The 15,592-nt window shown below is 58.9% G+C and carries 14 protein-coding genes and 3 pseudogenes; 8 read left to right on the plus strand and 9 right to left on the minus strand.

The window, feature by feature from the left end; genetic code table 11:
- Positions 1-42: 42 nt before the first annotated feature.
- Positions 43-120 (minus strand): annotated as a pseudogene (locus ACKWRH_RS37100) (zinc-ribbon domain-containing protein); the annotation flags it as partial.
- Between the two features lie 1,287 nt (positions 121-1,407).
- Here ACKWRH_RS37100 and ACKWRH_RS37105 point away from each other — a divergent pair.
- From ACKWRH_RS37105 to ACKWRH_RS37130, 6 genes are all read left to right on the plus strand, one after another.
- Positions 1,408-2,409, plus strand: a complete 1,002-nt coding sequence (locus tag ACKWRH_RS37105) for an autoinducer 2 ABC transporter substrate-binding protein (protein ID WP_014491732.1) — start codon at positions 1,408-1,410, stop codon at positions 2,407-2,409.
- 112 nt (positions 2,410-2,521) lie between these two features.
- Entirely contained in the window at positions 2,522-4,006 is a 1,485-nt protein-coding gene (locus ACKWRH_RS37110; protein WP_445217580.1) for a sugar ABC transporter ATP-binding protein, read from the plus strand.
- Positions 3,999-5,003, plus strand: a complete 1,005-nt coding sequence (locus tag ACKWRH_RS37115; RefSeq protein WP_028150069.1) for an ABC transporter permease — start codon at positions 3,999-4,001, stop codon at positions 5,001-5,003. Before ACKWRH_RS37110 ends, ACKWRH_RS37115 begins: the two co-directional genes overlap by 8 nt.
- Positions 5,000-6,007, plus strand: a complete 1,008-nt coding sequence (locus ACKWRH_RS37120; RefSeq protein WP_445217581.1) for an ABC transporter permease — start codon at positions 5,000-5,002, stop codon at positions 6,005-6,007. The genes ACKWRH_RS37115 and ACKWRH_RS37120 overlap by 4 nt, the downstream gene beginning before the upstream one ends.
- Before the next feature lie 6 nt (positions 6,008-6,013).
- Positions 6,014-7,429, plus strand: coding sequence for a carbohydrate kinase (locus ACKWRH_RS37125; RefSeq protein WP_445217582.1), 1,416 nt, complete (start codon positions 6,014-6,016; stop codon positions 7,427-7,429).
- A complete protein-coding gene (locus tag ACKWRH_RS37130) occupies positions 7,426-8,139 on the plus strand; it encodes a class II aldolase/adducin family protein (RefSeq protein ID WP_445217583.1) in 714 nt (237 codons plus the stop codon). The genes ACKWRH_RS37125 and ACKWRH_RS37130 overlap by 4 nt, the downstream gene beginning before the upstream one ends.
- A gap of 1,953 nt (positions 8,140-10,092) precedes the next feature.
- On the opposite strand, the gene ACKWRH_RS37135 is transcribed toward ACKWRH_RS37130, so the two are convergent.
- The 4 genes and pseudogenes from ACKWRH_RS37135 to ACKWRH_RS37150 form a co-directional block, all read right to left on the minus strand.
- Positions 10,093-10,473 carry a hypothetical protein gene (locus ACKWRH_RS37135; RefSeq protein WP_445222637.1) on the minus strand — a complete coding sequence of 127 codons (381 nt, stop codon included), beginning with the start codon at positions 10,471-10,473 and terminating at the stop codon, positions 10,093-10,095.
- 51 nt (positions 10,474-10,524) lie between these two features.
- Positions 10,525-11,312 (minus strand): annotated as a pseudogene (locus ACKWRH_RS37140) (phospholipase effector Tle1 domain-containing protein); the annotation flags it as partial.
- Between the two features lie 17 nt (positions 11,313-11,329).
- Positions 11,330-11,800 carry a hypothetical protein gene (locus ACKWRH_RS37145; protein WP_445217584.1) on the minus strand — a complete coding sequence of 157 codons (471 nt, stop codon included), beginning with the start codon at positions 11,798-11,800 and terminating at the stop codon, positions 11,330-11,332.
- Positions 11,757-12,009 (minus strand): annotated as a pseudogene (locus ACKWRH_RS37150) (hypothetical protein); the annotation flags it as partial. The gene ACKWRH_RS37145 and the pseudogene ACKWRH_RS37150, both read right to left, overlap by 44 nt.
- 328 nt (positions 12,010-12,337) lie before the next feature.
- On the opposite strand from ACKWRH_RS37150, the gene ACKWRH_RS37155 reads away from it, so the two are divergent.
- Positions 12,338-12,538 carry a hypothetical protein gene (locus ACKWRH_RS37155; RefSeq protein ID WP_445217585.1) on the plus strand — a complete coding sequence of 67 codons (201 nt, stop codon included), beginning with the start codon at positions 12,338-12,340 and terminating at the stop codon, positions 12,536-12,538.
- Positions 12,535-12,972, plus strand: coding sequence for a hypothetical protein (locus ACKWRH_RS37160; protein ID WP_445217586.1), 438 nt, complete (start codon positions 12,535-12,537; stop codon positions 12,970-12,972). The genes ACKWRH_RS37155 and ACKWRH_RS37160 overlap by 4 nt, the downstream gene beginning before the upstream one ends.
- Here ACKWRH_RS37160 and ACKWRH_RS37165 read toward each other — a convergent pair.
- The 4 genes from ACKWRH_RS37165 to ACKWRH_RS37180 form a co-directional block, all read right to left on the minus strand.
- Positions 12,969-13,475, minus strand: a complete 507-nt coding sequence (locus ACKWRH_RS37165) for a hypothetical protein (protein ID WP_445217587.1) — start codon at positions 13,473-13,475, stop codon at positions 12,969-12,971. The two genes, ACKWRH_RS37160 and ACKWRH_RS37165, sit on opposite strands and share 4 nt — an antisense overlap.
- A gap of 182 nt (positions 13,476-13,657) precedes the next feature.
- On the minus strand, positions 13,658-13,942 hold the full coding sequence (locus ACKWRH_RS37170) for a DUF3892 domain-containing protein (protein WP_445217588.1): 285 nt from the start codon (positions 13,940-13,942) through the stop codon (positions 13,658-13,660).
- Positions 13,943-14,352: 410 nt separating this feature from the next.
- Positions 14,353-14,796, minus strand: coding sequence for a hypothetical protein (locus tag ACKWRH_RS37175; RefSeq protein WP_445217589.1), 444 nt, complete (start codon positions 14,794-14,796; stop codon positions 14,353-14,355).
- Positions 14,797-15,293: 497 nt separating this feature from the next.
- The gene (locus tag ACKWRH_RS37180; RefSeq protein WP_445217590.1) at positions 15,294-15,548 is read right to left on the minus strand and encodes a hypothetical protein; all 255 of its coding nucleotides are present in this window, start codon (positions 15,546-15,548) and stop codon (positions 15,294-15,296) included.
- Positions 15,549-15,592 lie beyond the last annotated feature (44 nt).

Genomic DNA, 15,592 nt, shown 5'->3' on the forward strand with positions numbered 1-15,592 from the left:
CTTTGAGCTTAACGGGTTGATGCACCCGCATCGCGGACAGGCGGAGGGCAGCGCTCCCCCGCATTCCGTGCAGAACCGCTTCTCATCGGGCACTTGCGCCCGACAGTTCGGGCATTGCATGCAGCACCTGCATGACGGAAAAAATTCAACCTACCACAGTCCGGCGAGTGTGGATGGGAAAAACACCATTTGGCGATCGTTCTCACCAGCGAGAGCCGGGGCAGCCACGCTGGCAAAAGCCCGGACGGCGGATTTTCGCCCAGGGAGCCTTCGGAGGCGACCGATCACCCCGGCATGGAAGCCGCCACCGTTTCGCATCCGAAACGACCTCGCCAAACAACAACGAACACAATCTAAATCGGACAAAACCGCAGCAAAATCAGCGAGGCCGATCGATATTCGCCGCTCATAACGGTCTGGTTGCAGGTTCGAGTCCTGCCGGGCCCACCAGCGTCATCAATAGCTTAGTTCGTTCTCGTTGCCTGCAGCGCGACGGCCGCACCAGAAACCGCACCAGATACGTCCACTTTTCGTTCGTGCGCAGTTCGCGCACCACAAATCGCCGATGGCGCCAGACCAACTTGGATGATGCGGAATGTAATCGCCGCCTCTCATGGTGGAGATGCTCCGACATAGCCGCCGATTAAGAGGCGTATGATTTGTTAGGGCGATCAATCGGCATTCCGACAAACCGGTCGACAAACCTACATTGAAGCCGCAATGGCATTTCCCTCTGTCGGAATGACCTTTCGGCTGGTAGGTACTACGAATCTACCCCTGTCCTGATTTGTCGGGGGCGCCTGGATCGCCCTCCCCGCGCATAACGTCTGGTCAGGTTTTTAGTTTGTGCCTCGCCACAGTTTGAAGCGAGCTGGTTCTACGCGGCATCTTTCTAGGGCTGCGGCAACCACGCTTCTCGACGGAGTGGAGTAACTCGCTCGAGGCGATCCCCCGCTCTGCGAGCTGTCGGGGGTTCGAGTCGGGAGAGTACTGCCGCCTCTCCCCACACGACGCAAATCTACGATTTTTGCTCCGATCGTCCGCCTGAACTCAGAAGCTGGTCGAACGGTGGGTTCAATTCGGGGACCGCAACAACCTCCCTCAAAGACTTCCGCCGGTCGTGATCTGCTTACGCTTGTAAGGATTTGGTCCGCTCTCTTCGTGAGGGCAGACTTTGGCGGTTGCTAGCTGCAGGTCGGCCATGGCCCTGCCCGGGCATCGCCACAGGCGGGGCTGGCTGACATGTCACTTGCTTGACACCTTTCGTAGCGTTGGTCTCTAATCCCCACGCAAGTCCTGATGCTGGAGGTGAAATTATCGCCGCCAATCAAGAATGAAGCCAACTGCTCCGCCAGGCGAGTGCCGGGTAAAGGAGCGGAGGCTAAAATAGCTTCCTGGGAGGGAACAATGGACAGACGCCAGACACTCAAAATGCTTGGTGGTGCGGCGGCGATCGCCGGTACCGGTTTTCCGGGGTTTGCTTTTGCGCAGGCTCAAAAGGAAATGGTCACGGTCGTGAAGATCGCCGGCATTCCGTGGTTCAACGCTCTTGAAAAGGGAATCCAGAAGGGCGCCAAGGACTTCAGCATCAATGCCACCATGGTTGGACCGGCGAACGTCGATCCGGCACAACAGGTAAAGCTGCTCGATGACCTGATCGCCAAAAAGGTCAACGTGATCGGCTTGGTGCCGCTGGACGTCAAAGTGTGCGAGCCGGTGCTCAAGCGCGCCCAGGCGGCCGGCATCAAAGTCATCACCCATGAGGGCCCCGAACAAGAAGGCCGTGACTGGAATGTCGAATTGATCGATTCCGTTCGCTTCGGTGAAGTGCAGATGGAGCGTCTCGCCAAGGACATGGGCGGCGAAGGCGACTACGTGGTTTATGTCGGGACCTTGACGACGCCGCTTCACAACAAATGGGCCGACGCCGCGATTGCCTATCAGCAGAAGAATTTCCCGAAAATGAAGCTCGTCGCCGACCGTTTCCCCGGCGCCGACGAGATCGATACCAGCCAGCGCACGACGCTTGACGTGATCAAGGCCTATCCGAACCTGCGCGGCATTCTCGGCTTCGGCTCGAATGGACCGATCGGGGCCGGCAATGCGGTGCGTCAACAACGCCTCGGCAAGAAGATCGCCGTGGTCGGCACCGTGCTGCCGAGCCAGGCGAAATCGCTCATCGCGGATGATACCATCCGCGAAGGTTTCCTGTGGAATCCCACCGATGCAGGTTACGCCATGGTTGCAGTTGCCAAGCTCGTGCTTGATGGCAAGCCAATCACGGATGGCGTCGATGTTCCCGGCCTCGGCAAGGCCGCGGTCGATGTGGCCGGCAAGCAGATCAAGGTCGACAAGATCATGCGGATCAACAAAGAAACCATCGACGGACTGATCGCCGGAGGACTCTAGAACTACACCGGCCCCAGCCGCCTCGTCGGATCGCATTCCCGGCTTTCTGGCCGGGAATGCGATCCGCATCGAGGCGATCGCTTGACAAGCGGTCCCATTACAGGACGAAGCCTTGACGACTTTCCTGGAGATGTCCGGCATATCAAAGCGTTTCGGCGGCGTGCATGCGCTTCGCGACGTCGATCTGACGCTGGAGGTCGGAGAGGTGCATTGCCTTGTCGGCGAAAACGGATCCGGCAAGTCGACGCTGATCAAGATCATTTCCGGCGTCGAGGCGCCGGAACCGGGAGGCCGGCTCGTCATTTCCGGCAAGGAGTACCCAAAACTAAGCCCGGTCTACTCCACCCATTGCGGCATTCAGGTCATCTATCAGGATCTATCGCTATTCTCCAACCTCACCGTCGTCGAGAACATCGCCATGGCGCACCATCTTGGCGGCGTCCACACGGTGAACTGGTCCTCTATGCGGGCCATCGCCGTGGCCACAATGGCGAAGGTCGGTATTGAGGTCGATCCGGAAACAAAAGTCTCCGAACTCAGCATTGCGGGACGCCAGCTGGTCGCGATCTGCCGGGCCCTGGCGGCGGATGCCAAACTCCTCATCATGGATGAGCCGACAGCGTCGCTGACCCGCCACGAGGTCAACACCTTGATCAAGCTCGTCAGCGACCTGAAACGAAGCGGTATCTGTGTCGTATTCGTGAGCCATCGCCTCGACGAGGTGCTTGAGATCGCCGAACGCGTGACGGTGTTGCGGGACGGCGCCAAGGTAGGCACCTTTGCCGCAGCGGCCATCGACGGCAGCAAACTCAGTCACCTGATGACCGGGAAAGCTTTCGAGTATCAGAAGCAGGTGCCCGACCTTGCCGTGGGTGCGGTTGTCCTCGAAGTCCAGGGCCTTGGCCGCCATGGTGACTACGACGATGTGAGCTTGCAATTGCGCGCCGGAGAAGTCGTGGGGCTTACCGGATTGCTTGGATCGGGCCGAACCGAGCTCGCACTGTCGCTGTTCGGCATGAACCCGCCCGATCGAGGCACCATGGCGCTTGACGGCCACCCCATCGTGCTGAACACGAATGCAGACGCAATCCGTCGAGGTATCGCTTACGTATCTGAGGACAGGCTTACGCTTGGCCTCATCCTTGACCAGTCGATCACGTCGAACGTCACGCTGACTGTGCTGGAACGTCTCGCAGGTGCATTCGGCCTGATTGGCACACGCGCGCGGCAAAGCCATGTTGCGCGATGGGTCGCCGAACTCGGAATCAAGGTGTCTGATCCCAACAACGCGGTCAAGACGCTCTCCGGCGGCAATCAGCAGCGGATCGTGCTCGCCAAATGGATGGCGACCAACCCACGAGTGCTTATCCTTGATAGCCCAACGGTCGGTGTCGACATCCGCGCTAAGGATGGAATTTATGAGATCATCCGGCGGCTGGCCCGCGAGGGCGTCGCAGTGCTGATGATATCAGACGAAATCCCCGAGGTACTTTATCACAGCCATCGCGTGCTGGTGATGCGCGAAGGGCGTTTGACCGCTGACGTGATGGCCGCAGACACCTCAGAAGATGCGCTTCGGCAGGCGGTCAATGCCTGAATCGCGGTTTGCTTCATTTGGCAGGTTTCGGCGCAGCCACGAGTTCTGGCTGTTGATCGTGATCCTCGTGCTCTGCGCCAGCCTGGGCGCGGCGAACGGCCAGTTCCTGACCATGCAGAATCTGTTTGACCTGCTGACCTCCTATGCATTCGTAGGCATCCTCGCCCTCGGACTGCTCGTGGTGCTGATCGCCGGCGGAATCGACATCTCCTTCACGGCGACGGCATCGGTGGCGCAATATGTCACGCTTACGGTGGCGAACGCATACGGCGCGAACTGGATCTGCGTTTTTGCGATCGCGATCGGCATTGGCGGTGCGCTCGGCGCCCTCAACGCGATCTTCATCCAGAAGCTTCGGATACCATCAATCATCGTGTCCGTCGCAACGTTGAACATTTTCTATGGGCTGCTGATTTTCTTCACGGGCGGTAAATATATCTATTCGTTACCCGACTGGTTCGCGACCGGGATATTCTGGTTCGAGTTCGATTGGGGCAAGGATACGTCCTACGGCGTCAACCTGCAGATCCTCGCGCTCGGGTTCTCATTTCTCTTCACCTGGCTCCTGCTCAATCGTAGCAATATCGGTCGTCAAATCTACGCCATGGGGGGCAATACCGATGCCGCGCAGCGACTCGGCTTCCATGTCTTCGGCCTCAACATGCTGGTCTATTGCTACATGGGGGTCATGGCCGGTATCGCCTCACTGGTCCAGGCGCAGCTTGCACAGTCCGTCGCTCCGACGGTGCTGGTGGGCAAGGAGCTCGATGTGGTTGCGGCCGTCGTGCTCGGCGGCGCCAGCCTGATGGGCGGCGTCGGCACCGTTCTCGGCACGTTTCTGGGGTTGGCACTGCTCGCCATCCTGCAGAATGGAATCATTTTGCTGGGCGTTTCGTCCTACTGGTCGCCATTTTTTGTCGGGTTGGTCATTCTGATCTCGGTCTCGGCAACAGCCTGGTCGCAGCGAGAACGGCGGACCCGGAGCGCGCGGCCATGAGAAATGAGTCCACCCTCGCCCTTCGCGGACGCCTGATCCGTTTTGCCGGCAGCGGGACGATCGCAACCCTGATGCTGTTGTTGGTCGCGCTCTGGTTGGTGTTCGCCATTACCATCGGCGACCGGTTTCTCTCCGTCAACACGCTGCAATCGATGGCCTTCCAGATGCCGGAGCTCGGCATCCTTTCGCTTGCGATGATGCTGGCCTTGTTATCTGGCGGCCTCAACCTTTCCATCATCGCCACCGCTAATCTCTCTGGACTGACCATTGCCTTCCTGCTGACGCACTACATTCCGGGCACTCAGGGCATTGCCTGGGCCGGCGTGCAGGTGCTGGCGATTGCGGCAGGGTTTGCCGTCGCGGCACTGGTCGGCCTTGTCAACGGATTTGTCATCGCCTATCTCGGCGTTTCGCCGATCCTCGCAACCCTCGGCACCATGACACTCTGCAAGGGACTCGCGATCGGTCTGACGCGCGGCAATGTCATCTCCGGATTTCCGGAGCCCATTGTTTTCATCGGCAATGGAACGGTTCTCGGGGTGCCTTTTGCCCTGATCGTGCTGGCGCTCTGTGCGTTGCCCGTCGCGCTCATGCTAAACGCAACGCCCTTCGGGGCAAGGATTTACATGATCGGCTCGAACGAGAAGGCAACCCGCTACTCCGGCGTCGATACCCGCGCCGTCCTGCTCAAGCTATATGTCCTCTCGAGCCTGCTCGCCGGTGTCGCAGCGGTCGTCATGCTGGCACGTTTCAATTCAGCCAACGCGGCATATGGCGAGAGCTATCTGCTCGTCACCATTCTTGCAGCAGTGCTCGGTGGCGTCGATCCATTTGGCGGCTTTGGCAAAGTCGGCGGATTGCTGCTTGCGCTGATCATCCTTCAGGTGATCTCCTCGGCGTTCAACCTTCTCAATCTCAGCCAGTTCCTCACTCTGGCGATCTGGGGTGGCATCCTGATTGCCGTTGCCGCGGTTCCTCATCTGGGCGGCAAAGCGCCCCGGTAGACAACGATGACAAGATCGGAAGCCTCTCCCCGGGTCGCGGTTCTCGACATTGGCAAGACGAATCTGAAACTGCTGGTCGCGAGTGAGGACGGCTGGCCGCTCGAAACGCATTCGATCCCGAATGTGCCGACCACGGCAGGACCATACCTTGCCTATGATCTTGCCGGGCTGGAAGAGTGGTTCCTCGACACCTTGGCCGTGGTGACGCAACGCCACACCATCGGCGCGGTGATCGCGACCGCGCATGGGTGTGGCGCCGTGCTTGTCGAAGGTGACGAGCCAGTGCTGCCGATGATGGACTATGATGCGGTCTCGCCGCCTGAGATCGACCAGGCCTACGCCCGGATTGCGCCTGCCTATGATGAAGTGTTTTGCGGTATCAGCGGCGCGATGCGGCTCGGCAAGCAATTGCTCTGGCAGGAAAGCGCATATCCCGCCGAATTCGCCCGCGCGAAAACCTATCTTACGACTGCGCAGTATTTCGCCTTGCGGCTCGGCGGGTGTGCTGCAAGTGAAATTTCACAGCTCGCGGCTCAGAGCCATATCTGGGACCTTTTCCACCATCAGCCTTCCTCCCTGATGCGCAAGCGTGGCTGGAACCGTCTTCTGCCGGAGCGGGCATCCGCCGGTGCGGTGCTAGGGAGGGTTTCGGAGGCCGTAGCCAAGCGTACCGGCTTGGCGCGCTCGACCGAAGTCCTCTGCGGCGTGCATGATTCCAACGCCAACCTGTTCCGCTACAAGGCCGCCGGCATGGCCGATACCTCGATCCTATCAACAGGCACCTGGATGATCGGCTTTCAGCGCGGCCTCGCGCTAGACAACCTCGACGCCACACGCGGCATGGTGCTCAATATCGATGTCGACGGTGAGAACGTACCCTCCACGCTGATCGCGACAGGCCGCGAATATGACTTGATCAGCAGAGACCACGAAGCTTCTGACGCAGCTGTCCTCACCGCATTGCCGAGTCTACTGGCCCTTGGAACCCTGGCACTCCCCTCCTTCGTTGGGGATGATGGACTGTTCCCCGGTGCAGCTCACCGCGGACGCATTATCGGACCGCGGCCCGAGACGCCAGCCGAATGGCAGGGGTTGGCAGTCCTCTACGCCGCATTCAGCGCAAACCGCTGTCTAGATGCGCTTGGCAGCTCGAAACACATCGTCATCGACGGTGGCTTTGCCGCCAACCTGCCCTTCGCGCGCGCTCTGGCCACGTTGCGGCCATCGCAGAGCGTCTCGGTGAGCCAATCTCGGGATGGAACGGCGCTCGGCGCGGCGCTGCTGTGGCGGAGATTTTCGCGTACGATTCCGGTTTCGAGCGTGGTGCTCGAAGCAGTCACGTCGCTCGGCGAGTACGAGTGCAAACGCCCCCTTTCCGCCGCCTATCAATCCTGGATTTCTTTTTCGGAGCACCCATCGTGACAGACCGCAATCATGCCGATCTCCGCCAGGGCATCGTCGATACCTGCAATGAGATGAACCGGAACGGTCTCAACCAAGGGACTTCAGGCAATCTTTCGCACCGGATCCCAAACGGCATGCTAATCACACCGACAAGCTTGCCCTACGAGCGCATGCGGCCAGAAGACATTGTCGCGATGGATTTTGCCGCGAATTACCAGGGCAACCATCGTCCTTCTTCAGAATGGCGTTTTCATCGCGATATTCTGCGAGCGCGTGACGACATAAACGTCGTGCTTCATACGCATTCCACCTTCAGTACCATTCTCGCCGTGCACGAGCGTGGCATTCCCTGCTTCCACTACATGGTCGCGGTAGCCGGTGGCAACGACATCCGTTGTTCGCCTTATGCCTGTTTCGGCACACAGGCGCTGTCGGATTATGCCGTTAATGCGCTCGAAGGACGAAATGCCTGCTTGCTCGGCCATCATGGCTTGATCGTAACGGCGCAGACATTTGAAAAGGCGCTTTGGCTTGCCGTGGAGGTGGAGACCCTGGCGAAGATGTATGTCCACGCGCTGGCAATCGGCGAACCTCCGCGCCTCAGCGAGAGCGAAATGGCACAGGTCCACGAACAGATGAAACGCATGGGCTACGGCCAGGCGCCCGATCTTGACGACGTCGGTGATGTTCCACGCGCCATGCCTCAGTCGAAACCGGCGCCACATTGACTCAGAGTGTCGTTGAACGCGGCTGGCATTCTCTTCGCTAAAGAAATTTGCAAGCAACTCTACTAGCCGCTGGTGATCAAGCGAAGATTGTCAGACAGCGAGCCAATATCCCTTGTGAACATCGAACTTCACGGCGCCGTCGTCTCGCATCTTCAACACGAGCGATTGGCAATCGTCCTCAAGCTTTATGTTCACGCGCTTCATGATTTCGAAAACCTTCAGAGGCTTTTCGCCAAGGGTAATCAGAATCTTGTCTCGATCAGTCATTGGGGTTCGCTGGTCCAAGATTTTCGGACCCTCGTGCAAGCGTCACTGTCCACCCAAAGGGACCCTGGAAAGGCTTCGAGGTCGAAGTGAAAGGTAAGCTCGCCACCCTAATAGGCGGGGAGGTCTTTCCTCAAGCCCACCACAATAGTGGGGGATACATGGTAGCGGGAGACCGCTACATCGCTAGACCCACTATTTCCGAAGCTCGGTTTTCCTATCGAAGGTCAGCCTAACTCGCCCTTGGTAGTTCGTCGATAGCTGCAGTTCGTACGCAATCCAGGACCGGGCGCAACCACCGATACTAACACTCGGTCCAGGTCGCGGTCCGACTAAGGACGTCCCGCCGTCAGAGCGGCAGGATAGCATTAACCTCGCAAGGCCCCGCGCCACGCGAGCTTGCCGGCTCGATCTTCAGCTGGCCCAGGCTCTCACATATCGGCCGGACGCCGGTCCGCCCGGAGGATACAGGCTACGCGTAGCTGCGCGCGCGCAGGCAGTCGTTCCTCCGCGTGAGCCTCGAGCCAGGCAATCTAGTCGTTGCACCAGCTACTCGGTTCCTCGACCGCACCCGCCAGCCAAGTCGCGGGATCATCGCAGCGCGCTCGTCCGAAACCCAGTAGCTCCGCCTGTTCTTCGACGCCGGGTTGATCACGCCGGCAATATGCCCACCCGCCTACACGGTCGCCAGAACATAAGCTGGCAGATAGACCCGCCCCAGATCCACGGGTGTACCGCACATCGTCAATCGACGAGGATACCGCAGATTGTTCTCCAGATACATGTTGCGGATGTACCAGTACATGGGCCTTGGCAAATCGGTAACGTCCGCGTTCTAGAACAGGAAATCGAAGCACTCGGGCGACTGCGCCGTATTTCGGCGTGCAGCACAGGAGCAACGCCGAAAATGTGCATCGGTGCTATCAGCTTGTTCCGCAGTCAGTTACGACAGGAGAGTCTACATCGATTGAGAGAGTCGGCGCATACGTCGCTCCATTCGCGCGACCAAGGATGTTTGTCTGCTCGTCAGCTTTTCTTGGATCGGCGATGATTTTCCCGCGCTAACACAGATACGGCGCGCAAGAGCTGCTCAATGGGATCAAAAAACGTTCGATGCGAGCGTGATCAGAAGTCCAGGTTTGTAACCCAGATTTGAAGAAATCCGGTCGCGTGAAGCCCTCGCTGAGAATCTCTTGCAGCAGGCCTGCAGCGCGCGCGCAGTTGAGGGTTATTTCACACCAATTTGCGCGCTCGAAGCCGAAAGTCGCTTCGCAACACAAAATAATAGCTTGATCAATCTGTTCTAGATCTGTTGGAGAAAGCCGAATGGCCGCTTACGCGACATACGCATCGATCCCCTCCGGGTTTTTGTCGAAATACTGGAGTGTCTGTCACGAGCACCGCGAACGCCAGAGGTTGCGCGCGCCCCTGTTAGACTTGAGCGACAGGGAACTGATGGATTTCGACACCACTCGCAGTGAGATCGATTATGTCGCCTTACACAGAGATATGGACCCGCGAGGTATTCGATCCACCGATTGGCGCGATATTTTCCGATGCCGGACCACCGGATCCAGTTTACGGGGTAGGGCCCCACTTTCCTTGATTGCTCACACTTGGGACCATTTGTCGTATCCCGGCCAGGAGACAACCGATCGCTATCCGGAGATGGAGGTCAGCGACTGCAGTCTAATCAAGTCGAAACAGCGGCACTCGCCGGAGAACTTGGCTTATCCCCGCTGCCGGATGCGGCCGTGTCGTCTCCTTTGATCTCGGCTTGGTAAACGTTCTCGCTTTGAGATGTTTTTGCAACGCGACAGGTCGGTAGGCCCCGAAGCTCGCGAAATTACGCACCGACTTCATAGCCAGCTGCTCATAGACGGTGGGGTGAAGTTGTGCCGTATCGGGCACCTCCCGAACCGCCTTTGCCCACATGAAGGCCGCGCCGCCCACACCCACTATGCATTCATCATGCATCATGCCGTCGGCCGACGGATATAGTCTTAGCAGGTCCTTGTCGACCATGACTCGACCTGCATCCGGAATCTTCTCGGTGATAAATTCCATCATCCAGGCCAGCGTGATGTCCGACAGGCGCGATTCGTTCTCGGGATAGCTTCCGCCAATATCGGCATGGTTTCCGGCAAACCAGATCTGGTCGAATTGCTCCGGCTCACCCTGTCTACCCAGGGTACCCGCTTGAAGTCCTTTCGGCCTTCATCGATTGATTGCAGATGCCGCGCGTATTGGATGTCGGATGGAAAATGCCGATCGTAAGCCCAGTCGGGAAAGAAGCGTTGCCAGCCGATCGCGGCGACGGCGTCCCAAATTCCGATGAAATAGGCTGAAGCCCCTGCCTCACGCCCGACCTGTGAACAGTAGACATCGCGAAACTGGGCTGCTCGCTCTTCCGCCATCGCGCCATCCCTGGGCATTCCAAGCCAGTAGATGGCGGGCACCGTGTCTTTGGCGACTCTCCTCAACGAATTCGGATCGAGACTGATCGGCTGGCCATTCCGCGCCTTCGTCGGAATACCGCAGAGCCCGAGCACATGCGCGAGACACCTGGCGGTGTAGGCGCCGCGGCTGAAACCAAATAGATAGATGCGGTCTTCCGGCTCCCAGACGCCGACGATTGCGACGTAACAATCGATGATCTTCTTCGTAATGCCGAATCCGAACATCTGCTGAACGGTCTCTTTCACCCCGTCCCAGCTGTTGGTATGTCCGGGCACCGGCGTGCCAATACCGGTAATGTAGAGCGCTAATTGCTTCTTCGGGGCGATGATCGATTCTGGTCCGGTGCGCGTTGCCCGATAAAGTTTGTAGACGTTCGTGCGACTCTCGTCCGGCAGGAGACCGCCTGCGTTGCCCGTGCCATCCGCGAACATCAGGATGTTCTTAGCCATTTCAGTCCCCCTTTTTATCACGTGACGAGAGGTTCGAGCGAGGCATCTGCGACAATGATGCCGGTCGCATCGGTGAAGATGGCAGCAACGTCCCTCGCTTTCTGACGGTACGCATCGTACGTACTTTGGCCAACGAGCGGGATCGCCTCTGCCAGGCTCATCACCTGTCCCTGCTTGGCGGCCAGCGCGGCAGCCTTCAGTTTCTGCTCATCGGAACGGAGACCGGAAATAGCCGCATTAAGGTCGGAAATGTTGGTCGGGGTCACCAGCTTGCCGCCGATGTAGACGAGTTGGCTAAGTCCAGCGATACCCAGGATCGTGTCCGGAACGACGAACGTCGAAAGTTGATTCACGCCTGCCGCAATCAGGCCTCCGATCACGACCAGCCCGAAAATGAAACTCTGATAGCGATATACATCGAAGACGCCATCGGTGGAGAAGAAGTCACGCCAGGTCGCGTTTGACGGGTCGACGATCGTCTTGGCCATCGGAAGCCAATTGCGTCGCAATAGCCATGCTCGGCTCAGACAGCTCGCCGGTCTTAAGCATCGTGTGCATTACTACCGCCAGTTTGCGGGCCACAGCCACGGCAGCTCTTTTGAAGCCGATCCTCTCAAAGCTGCAGCCCCCATGTGCGCAGCGAGCTGTGAGTTGAGCTGCGCGTCAGAATGACCGCTGCCGCTGAGCAGAGAATCCCCACGACCGATTGGCCGGCAGACAAGGCGAGCGAGACAGCGGCAGAACTGGTCGAAAAGTATTTTTCGCCGGGACCGGGGCCATGCCTCGTTTGCTGCCGCCAACGCTCCCCGCAAGTAAGCGTCGAGGTCGAGGCTCTCGCGAAACGACGGCCCTCTTCATCTCGACGTCCTGCCGGCGCGTAAGGTCCGCGACCTCGATGAAGAGGGGCTGGTCCAGATTGCGTTGCGCGTCTCGGCCTGCAACAGCTCGTCGTCACGGCCGAAGATCTGCGCGCAGAGCCCCGCAGATCCAACGCGCGCCTGATCTGGTCCTGCAAGGACCGGCCGGTGCCGATCCCGCTTCGCCTGAACATCCTGAAGATCGTTGCCGACGAGGGCCCGATCGAGCTGGGCCGCCTGCTCGAGACTTTCCGCGGCGACCAAGAGCCCTCGCGGGCGGTGACGGCGCTCGCCTGCGCCGATCTGCTCGAAATCGACCTGTCGTCCGGACCGCTCGGTCCATCCACCATGGTGAGATCCCGCACATGAAGAAGCCCACTCGCGGCGGCCCCTCCGGCACCGTCATTCCTATGCCCCCGAAACGGCGCGACGGCCGTCCCTCGAAGTACCCGGGCACGGTCCTCATCGACCGGCTCTACGATAGAGAGCTCGGCCGGTTCGACGACGGAGAGGATGGGATCGAGCTCAACGACAACTTCGTCCTCGATTCCGAGGAGGACGCGAGTGCGCCGGGCGGCGAGCGTCCAGAAGGGGTCACGGCGATTGTCGGAGTGACGTTCGAGCCCGCTACGACGGCGGACCAGCGTCGCCGGCTCCGCCACGGCCAAGCGATGTGCGCAATCGTCCACGTTCCGAGCCCCGCCTGGGTTGTACGGTCTCGCTCTATTTTCGGTCCGCTTTCGGCGAGCCTGGCGGGCTTCCAGACGGACAGGGTGAGCAAACATTGTCTCGTGCGACTTTAGCGCTTTGGTCGGGACGCCGGTAGAACTTCAATTCTCTTCACCTTCACAACAATGCGCTTCGCAAAGGCGCCGGGTGAATCTTCGGCGTAGTCGGCGGGAACTATTCGAATATCCCTTCGGCAGGCGGGCGACTCAATTCTCTTGATGTCGCCGCAGTCATTTTCCAACGTCTCTCGCTCAGCCGCTGGTTCGATAGACTTTGCGAAAACGACCGTAATCATCACGCTTGAAGGCGCACAGCGATAATCGCCCCTATCGGCGGAGAAGCAGCTCACGTTTCGAATCTCGATAGGCTTCCCAATGAACTTTCCGGGGGCAACATGAAGGTCGTCTGGATCAACGACCTTGAAATCGTTAGAGCTGAAATTCGTATCGATTTCTTTGGTGTTCGCTGTTTCCAGTCCACCGAGAGCGCCAGCGGCCTTGAGCGTTGCAGCGGCTTTGTCGAAGCACAATAAGCGATCTTTGTCGTCCTTCACCGCCGTGCAGCCCATCACTGGCATGACGGCTTCCAGTGCATCCGCGGCGAGCGCGCGCCGTATCGAACAGATTATGATTGCTGCGCCACAAACATATGTAAGCCGCTTCCGCGTTAAGAATGCTTGCCCGTACTTCATCGAAACCAGCTTTCTCCGAATCAATGCGCCCCCGGGCGCAGTTGGCTGAGCTCCGGTCAGTCGCGGTGTCATGGACACTCAGCGAGCAATAGAAGATTGTTTGGATGAATGTCGTCCGCCGCCGTCTTGATGTACTTGTACCCCTCGTGCGTGGCCCACACGACATCAACTCTGCGGCCGTTTTCTTCGACATAGAACTCCCACTCGTTGCTCTCGATGTCTCGGATAGCCTGATCGATGGATCGCTTCCACGGCGTACCGTCGGGGTTTGCCCCGCCAACATGTGAGATTCTTTCGTGAGGGTTCTTTCTGTCCGTCTTGTTGACGTAGCGAATGCGTGCGCGTTTGGTCATTCACGTCTCCTGAATCTGGCAAAAGGCTGAGGACCAGCCTAGTCCACGACGGTTGGATTCGGCGGCCACCAGTCCTGGTAGGTGCGGTGCAGTCCTTTTCCCTGATACAACTTCGCGGCTCCCGGGGCCCGACCGTCACCGCGGGAGCGCGGTGGTCAGCCTTGCCATTCAAGGTGGCCGGGCCGGCCACTGAAGTTAGCGGCGCGTGATAGGGACAGCGCTTGCGTGCTTGCGACGCCCCAAAGCGCCGAGTCGCGTTGTTGCTAATTTCAATGGCAGTGCGGGCGCGATAGGGACAGCGTCGGGCTACGCAATACACCGACGCCGAGTCGCGTCCGCGCTGTTTTTTACCTAATTGTCACCGTGTAACGGGCTAGCGTCGGTGGAGGCGCTACGTCGAGCCGTCAACTTTATGGCGTGGCGCCCTTGTCCAGCGCGTCGTCCAGCGCGTCCGCCAGCGCGTCCGCCAGCGTCGTTAGAAACGGTTGATGCCAATCATATTCATCCGACAGCAGCCAAGCCGGTAGGCTGGCGACGTAGCGGCTCAGTGCGATGGCGCCATCAAGCGTTGTCGGTTTGGAGTGGATGAGCACGTCTCCGTACTGGTCGAGAGCCAACAACCGCTCCTCGCTGATTGCCTCGGCGGCGTCAAATTCGGGTCCTTCGACAAGTTTTGCGGATATGGATGCAGCGGCATCGTGTTGCGCGGAAAGCCCGCGGTGATGCTCAATCACCTCAAAGATCGAATCTAATTCAGTCGCCATGGCGCATTTGCCCCAGACCAAATCAGATCGACACCTGCCGATCCTGGTAGGTGCAATGGAGACCATTGGTCGATACAGCTTGAGGGTCATGCCCGCAGACGCGCACTCCGCTCGGCAGTGCGAGCGCGGCAGGGACAGCGTTGGGCTACGCGGATCCGCCGACACCGAGTCGCGCTTGCGCTGCTTCCTTCGCGAGCCGCTTTGGCCTCGAGATCGGCCCCGGAGTTGGCGAGCAAAGGCGCGGCACCAAGCGCATTTATGAAATCCCCCTATGAAATCCCCCAAAGCCAACGCGCTACCATAGCTCGAGGATGCGGGGCGGAGCGACTAGCCCTTATAGGGATCACCCCAAACCTGCTTTAGCTCCTTTTGAGCCTCGGCAAATTATTTCTCAACCCAATCGTTCAATTGTTCGTCCTTTCGCCTTCTCCTGCAAAGCCGATTTGATGTGTGGTGTCCAAGTCCTTATCAAGAAGTGGGCCAGCGGATAGGGCAATCTCTTGCCCGCATTCTTCGCAAGTCCAGTTTGTTTTGCCGTCGCCCCAAGACTACCGTGTGCTTGCAGGATAGTGGAAAAAGCATCCGGTCTAACATGCTGATCGTCGTTGTTGTTCCCCGCGTTTCAGCTCCAGCAACGATGACGACGCATTTTCGATCTTTTGGTTTGCCTGGATATAAGGTCGAAACACCGCTGGAGCTTCTTTGTAAAAACCCGTTATTCCCAGAAAATGTTTCGTTCGCCTTTCTGACCACGTTGCGCGGTCAGGGCCACGCATCACCCAGGCGCGCAGTGCATCAAGCTGCGCGCCGTATGCCGCAACATCAGCGGCGCGGTCCTTCATGTATTTTCTCGGCCTTGGCAGCCACCTGTATGGCGCGCTCGCTC

This window comes from Bradyrhizobium sp. Pa8 (assembly GCF_052588265.1).

What these genes read in the sequence shown, in the direction of transcription:
- ACKWRH_RS37165 (WP_445217587.1), bottom strand. Translation starts at nt 13,475, where the DNA reads ATGCCAGTGATGGGCTGCACGGCGGTGAAGGACGACAAAGATCGCTTA.
- ACKWRH_RS37170 (WP_445217588.1), bottom strand. Translation starts at nt 13,942, where the DNA reads ATGACCAAACGCGCACGCATTCGCTACGTCAACAAGACGGACAGAAAG.
- ACKWRH_RS37135 (WP_445222637.1), bottom strand. Translation starts at nt 10,473, where the DNA reads ATGATGGAATTTATCACCGAGAAGATTCCGGATGCAGGTCGAGTCATG.
- ACKWRH_RS37120 (WP_445217581.1), top strand. Translation starts at nt 5,000, where the DNA reads ATGAGAAATGAGTCCACCCTCGCCCTTCGCGGACGCCTGATCCGTTTT.
- ACKWRH_RS37145 (WP_445217584.1), bottom strand. Translation starts at nt 11,800, where the DNA reads ATGGCCAAGACGATCGTCGACCCGTCAAACGCGACCTGGCGTGACTTC.
- ACKWRH_RS37180 (WP_445217590.1), bottom strand. Translation starts at nt 15,548, where the DNA reads ATGAAGGACCGCGCCGCTGATGTTGCGGCATACGGCGCGCAGCTTGAT.
- ACKWRH_RS37125 (WP_445217582.1), top strand. Translation starts at nt 6,014, where the DNA reads ATGACAAGATCGGAAGCCTCTCCCCGGGTCGCGGTTCTCGACATTGGC.
- ACKWRH_RS37115 (WP_028150069.1), top strand. Translation starts at nt 3,999, where the DNA reads ATGCCTGAATCGCGGTTTGCTTCATTTGGCAGGTTTCGGCGCAGCCAC.
- ACKWRH_RS37105 (WP_014491732.1), top strand. Translation starts at nt 1,408, where the DNA reads ATGGACAGACGCCAGACACTCAAAATGCTTGGTGGTGCGGCGGCGATC.
- ACKWRH_RS37160 (WP_445217586.1), top strand. Translation starts at nt 12,535, where the DNA reads ATGAAGAAGCCCACTCGCGGCGGCCCCTCCGGCACCGTCATTCCTATG.
- ACKWRH_RS37175 (WP_445217589.1), bottom strand. Translation starts at nt 14,796, where the DNA reads ATGACCCTCAAGCTGTATCGACCAATGGTCTCCATTGCACCTACCAGG.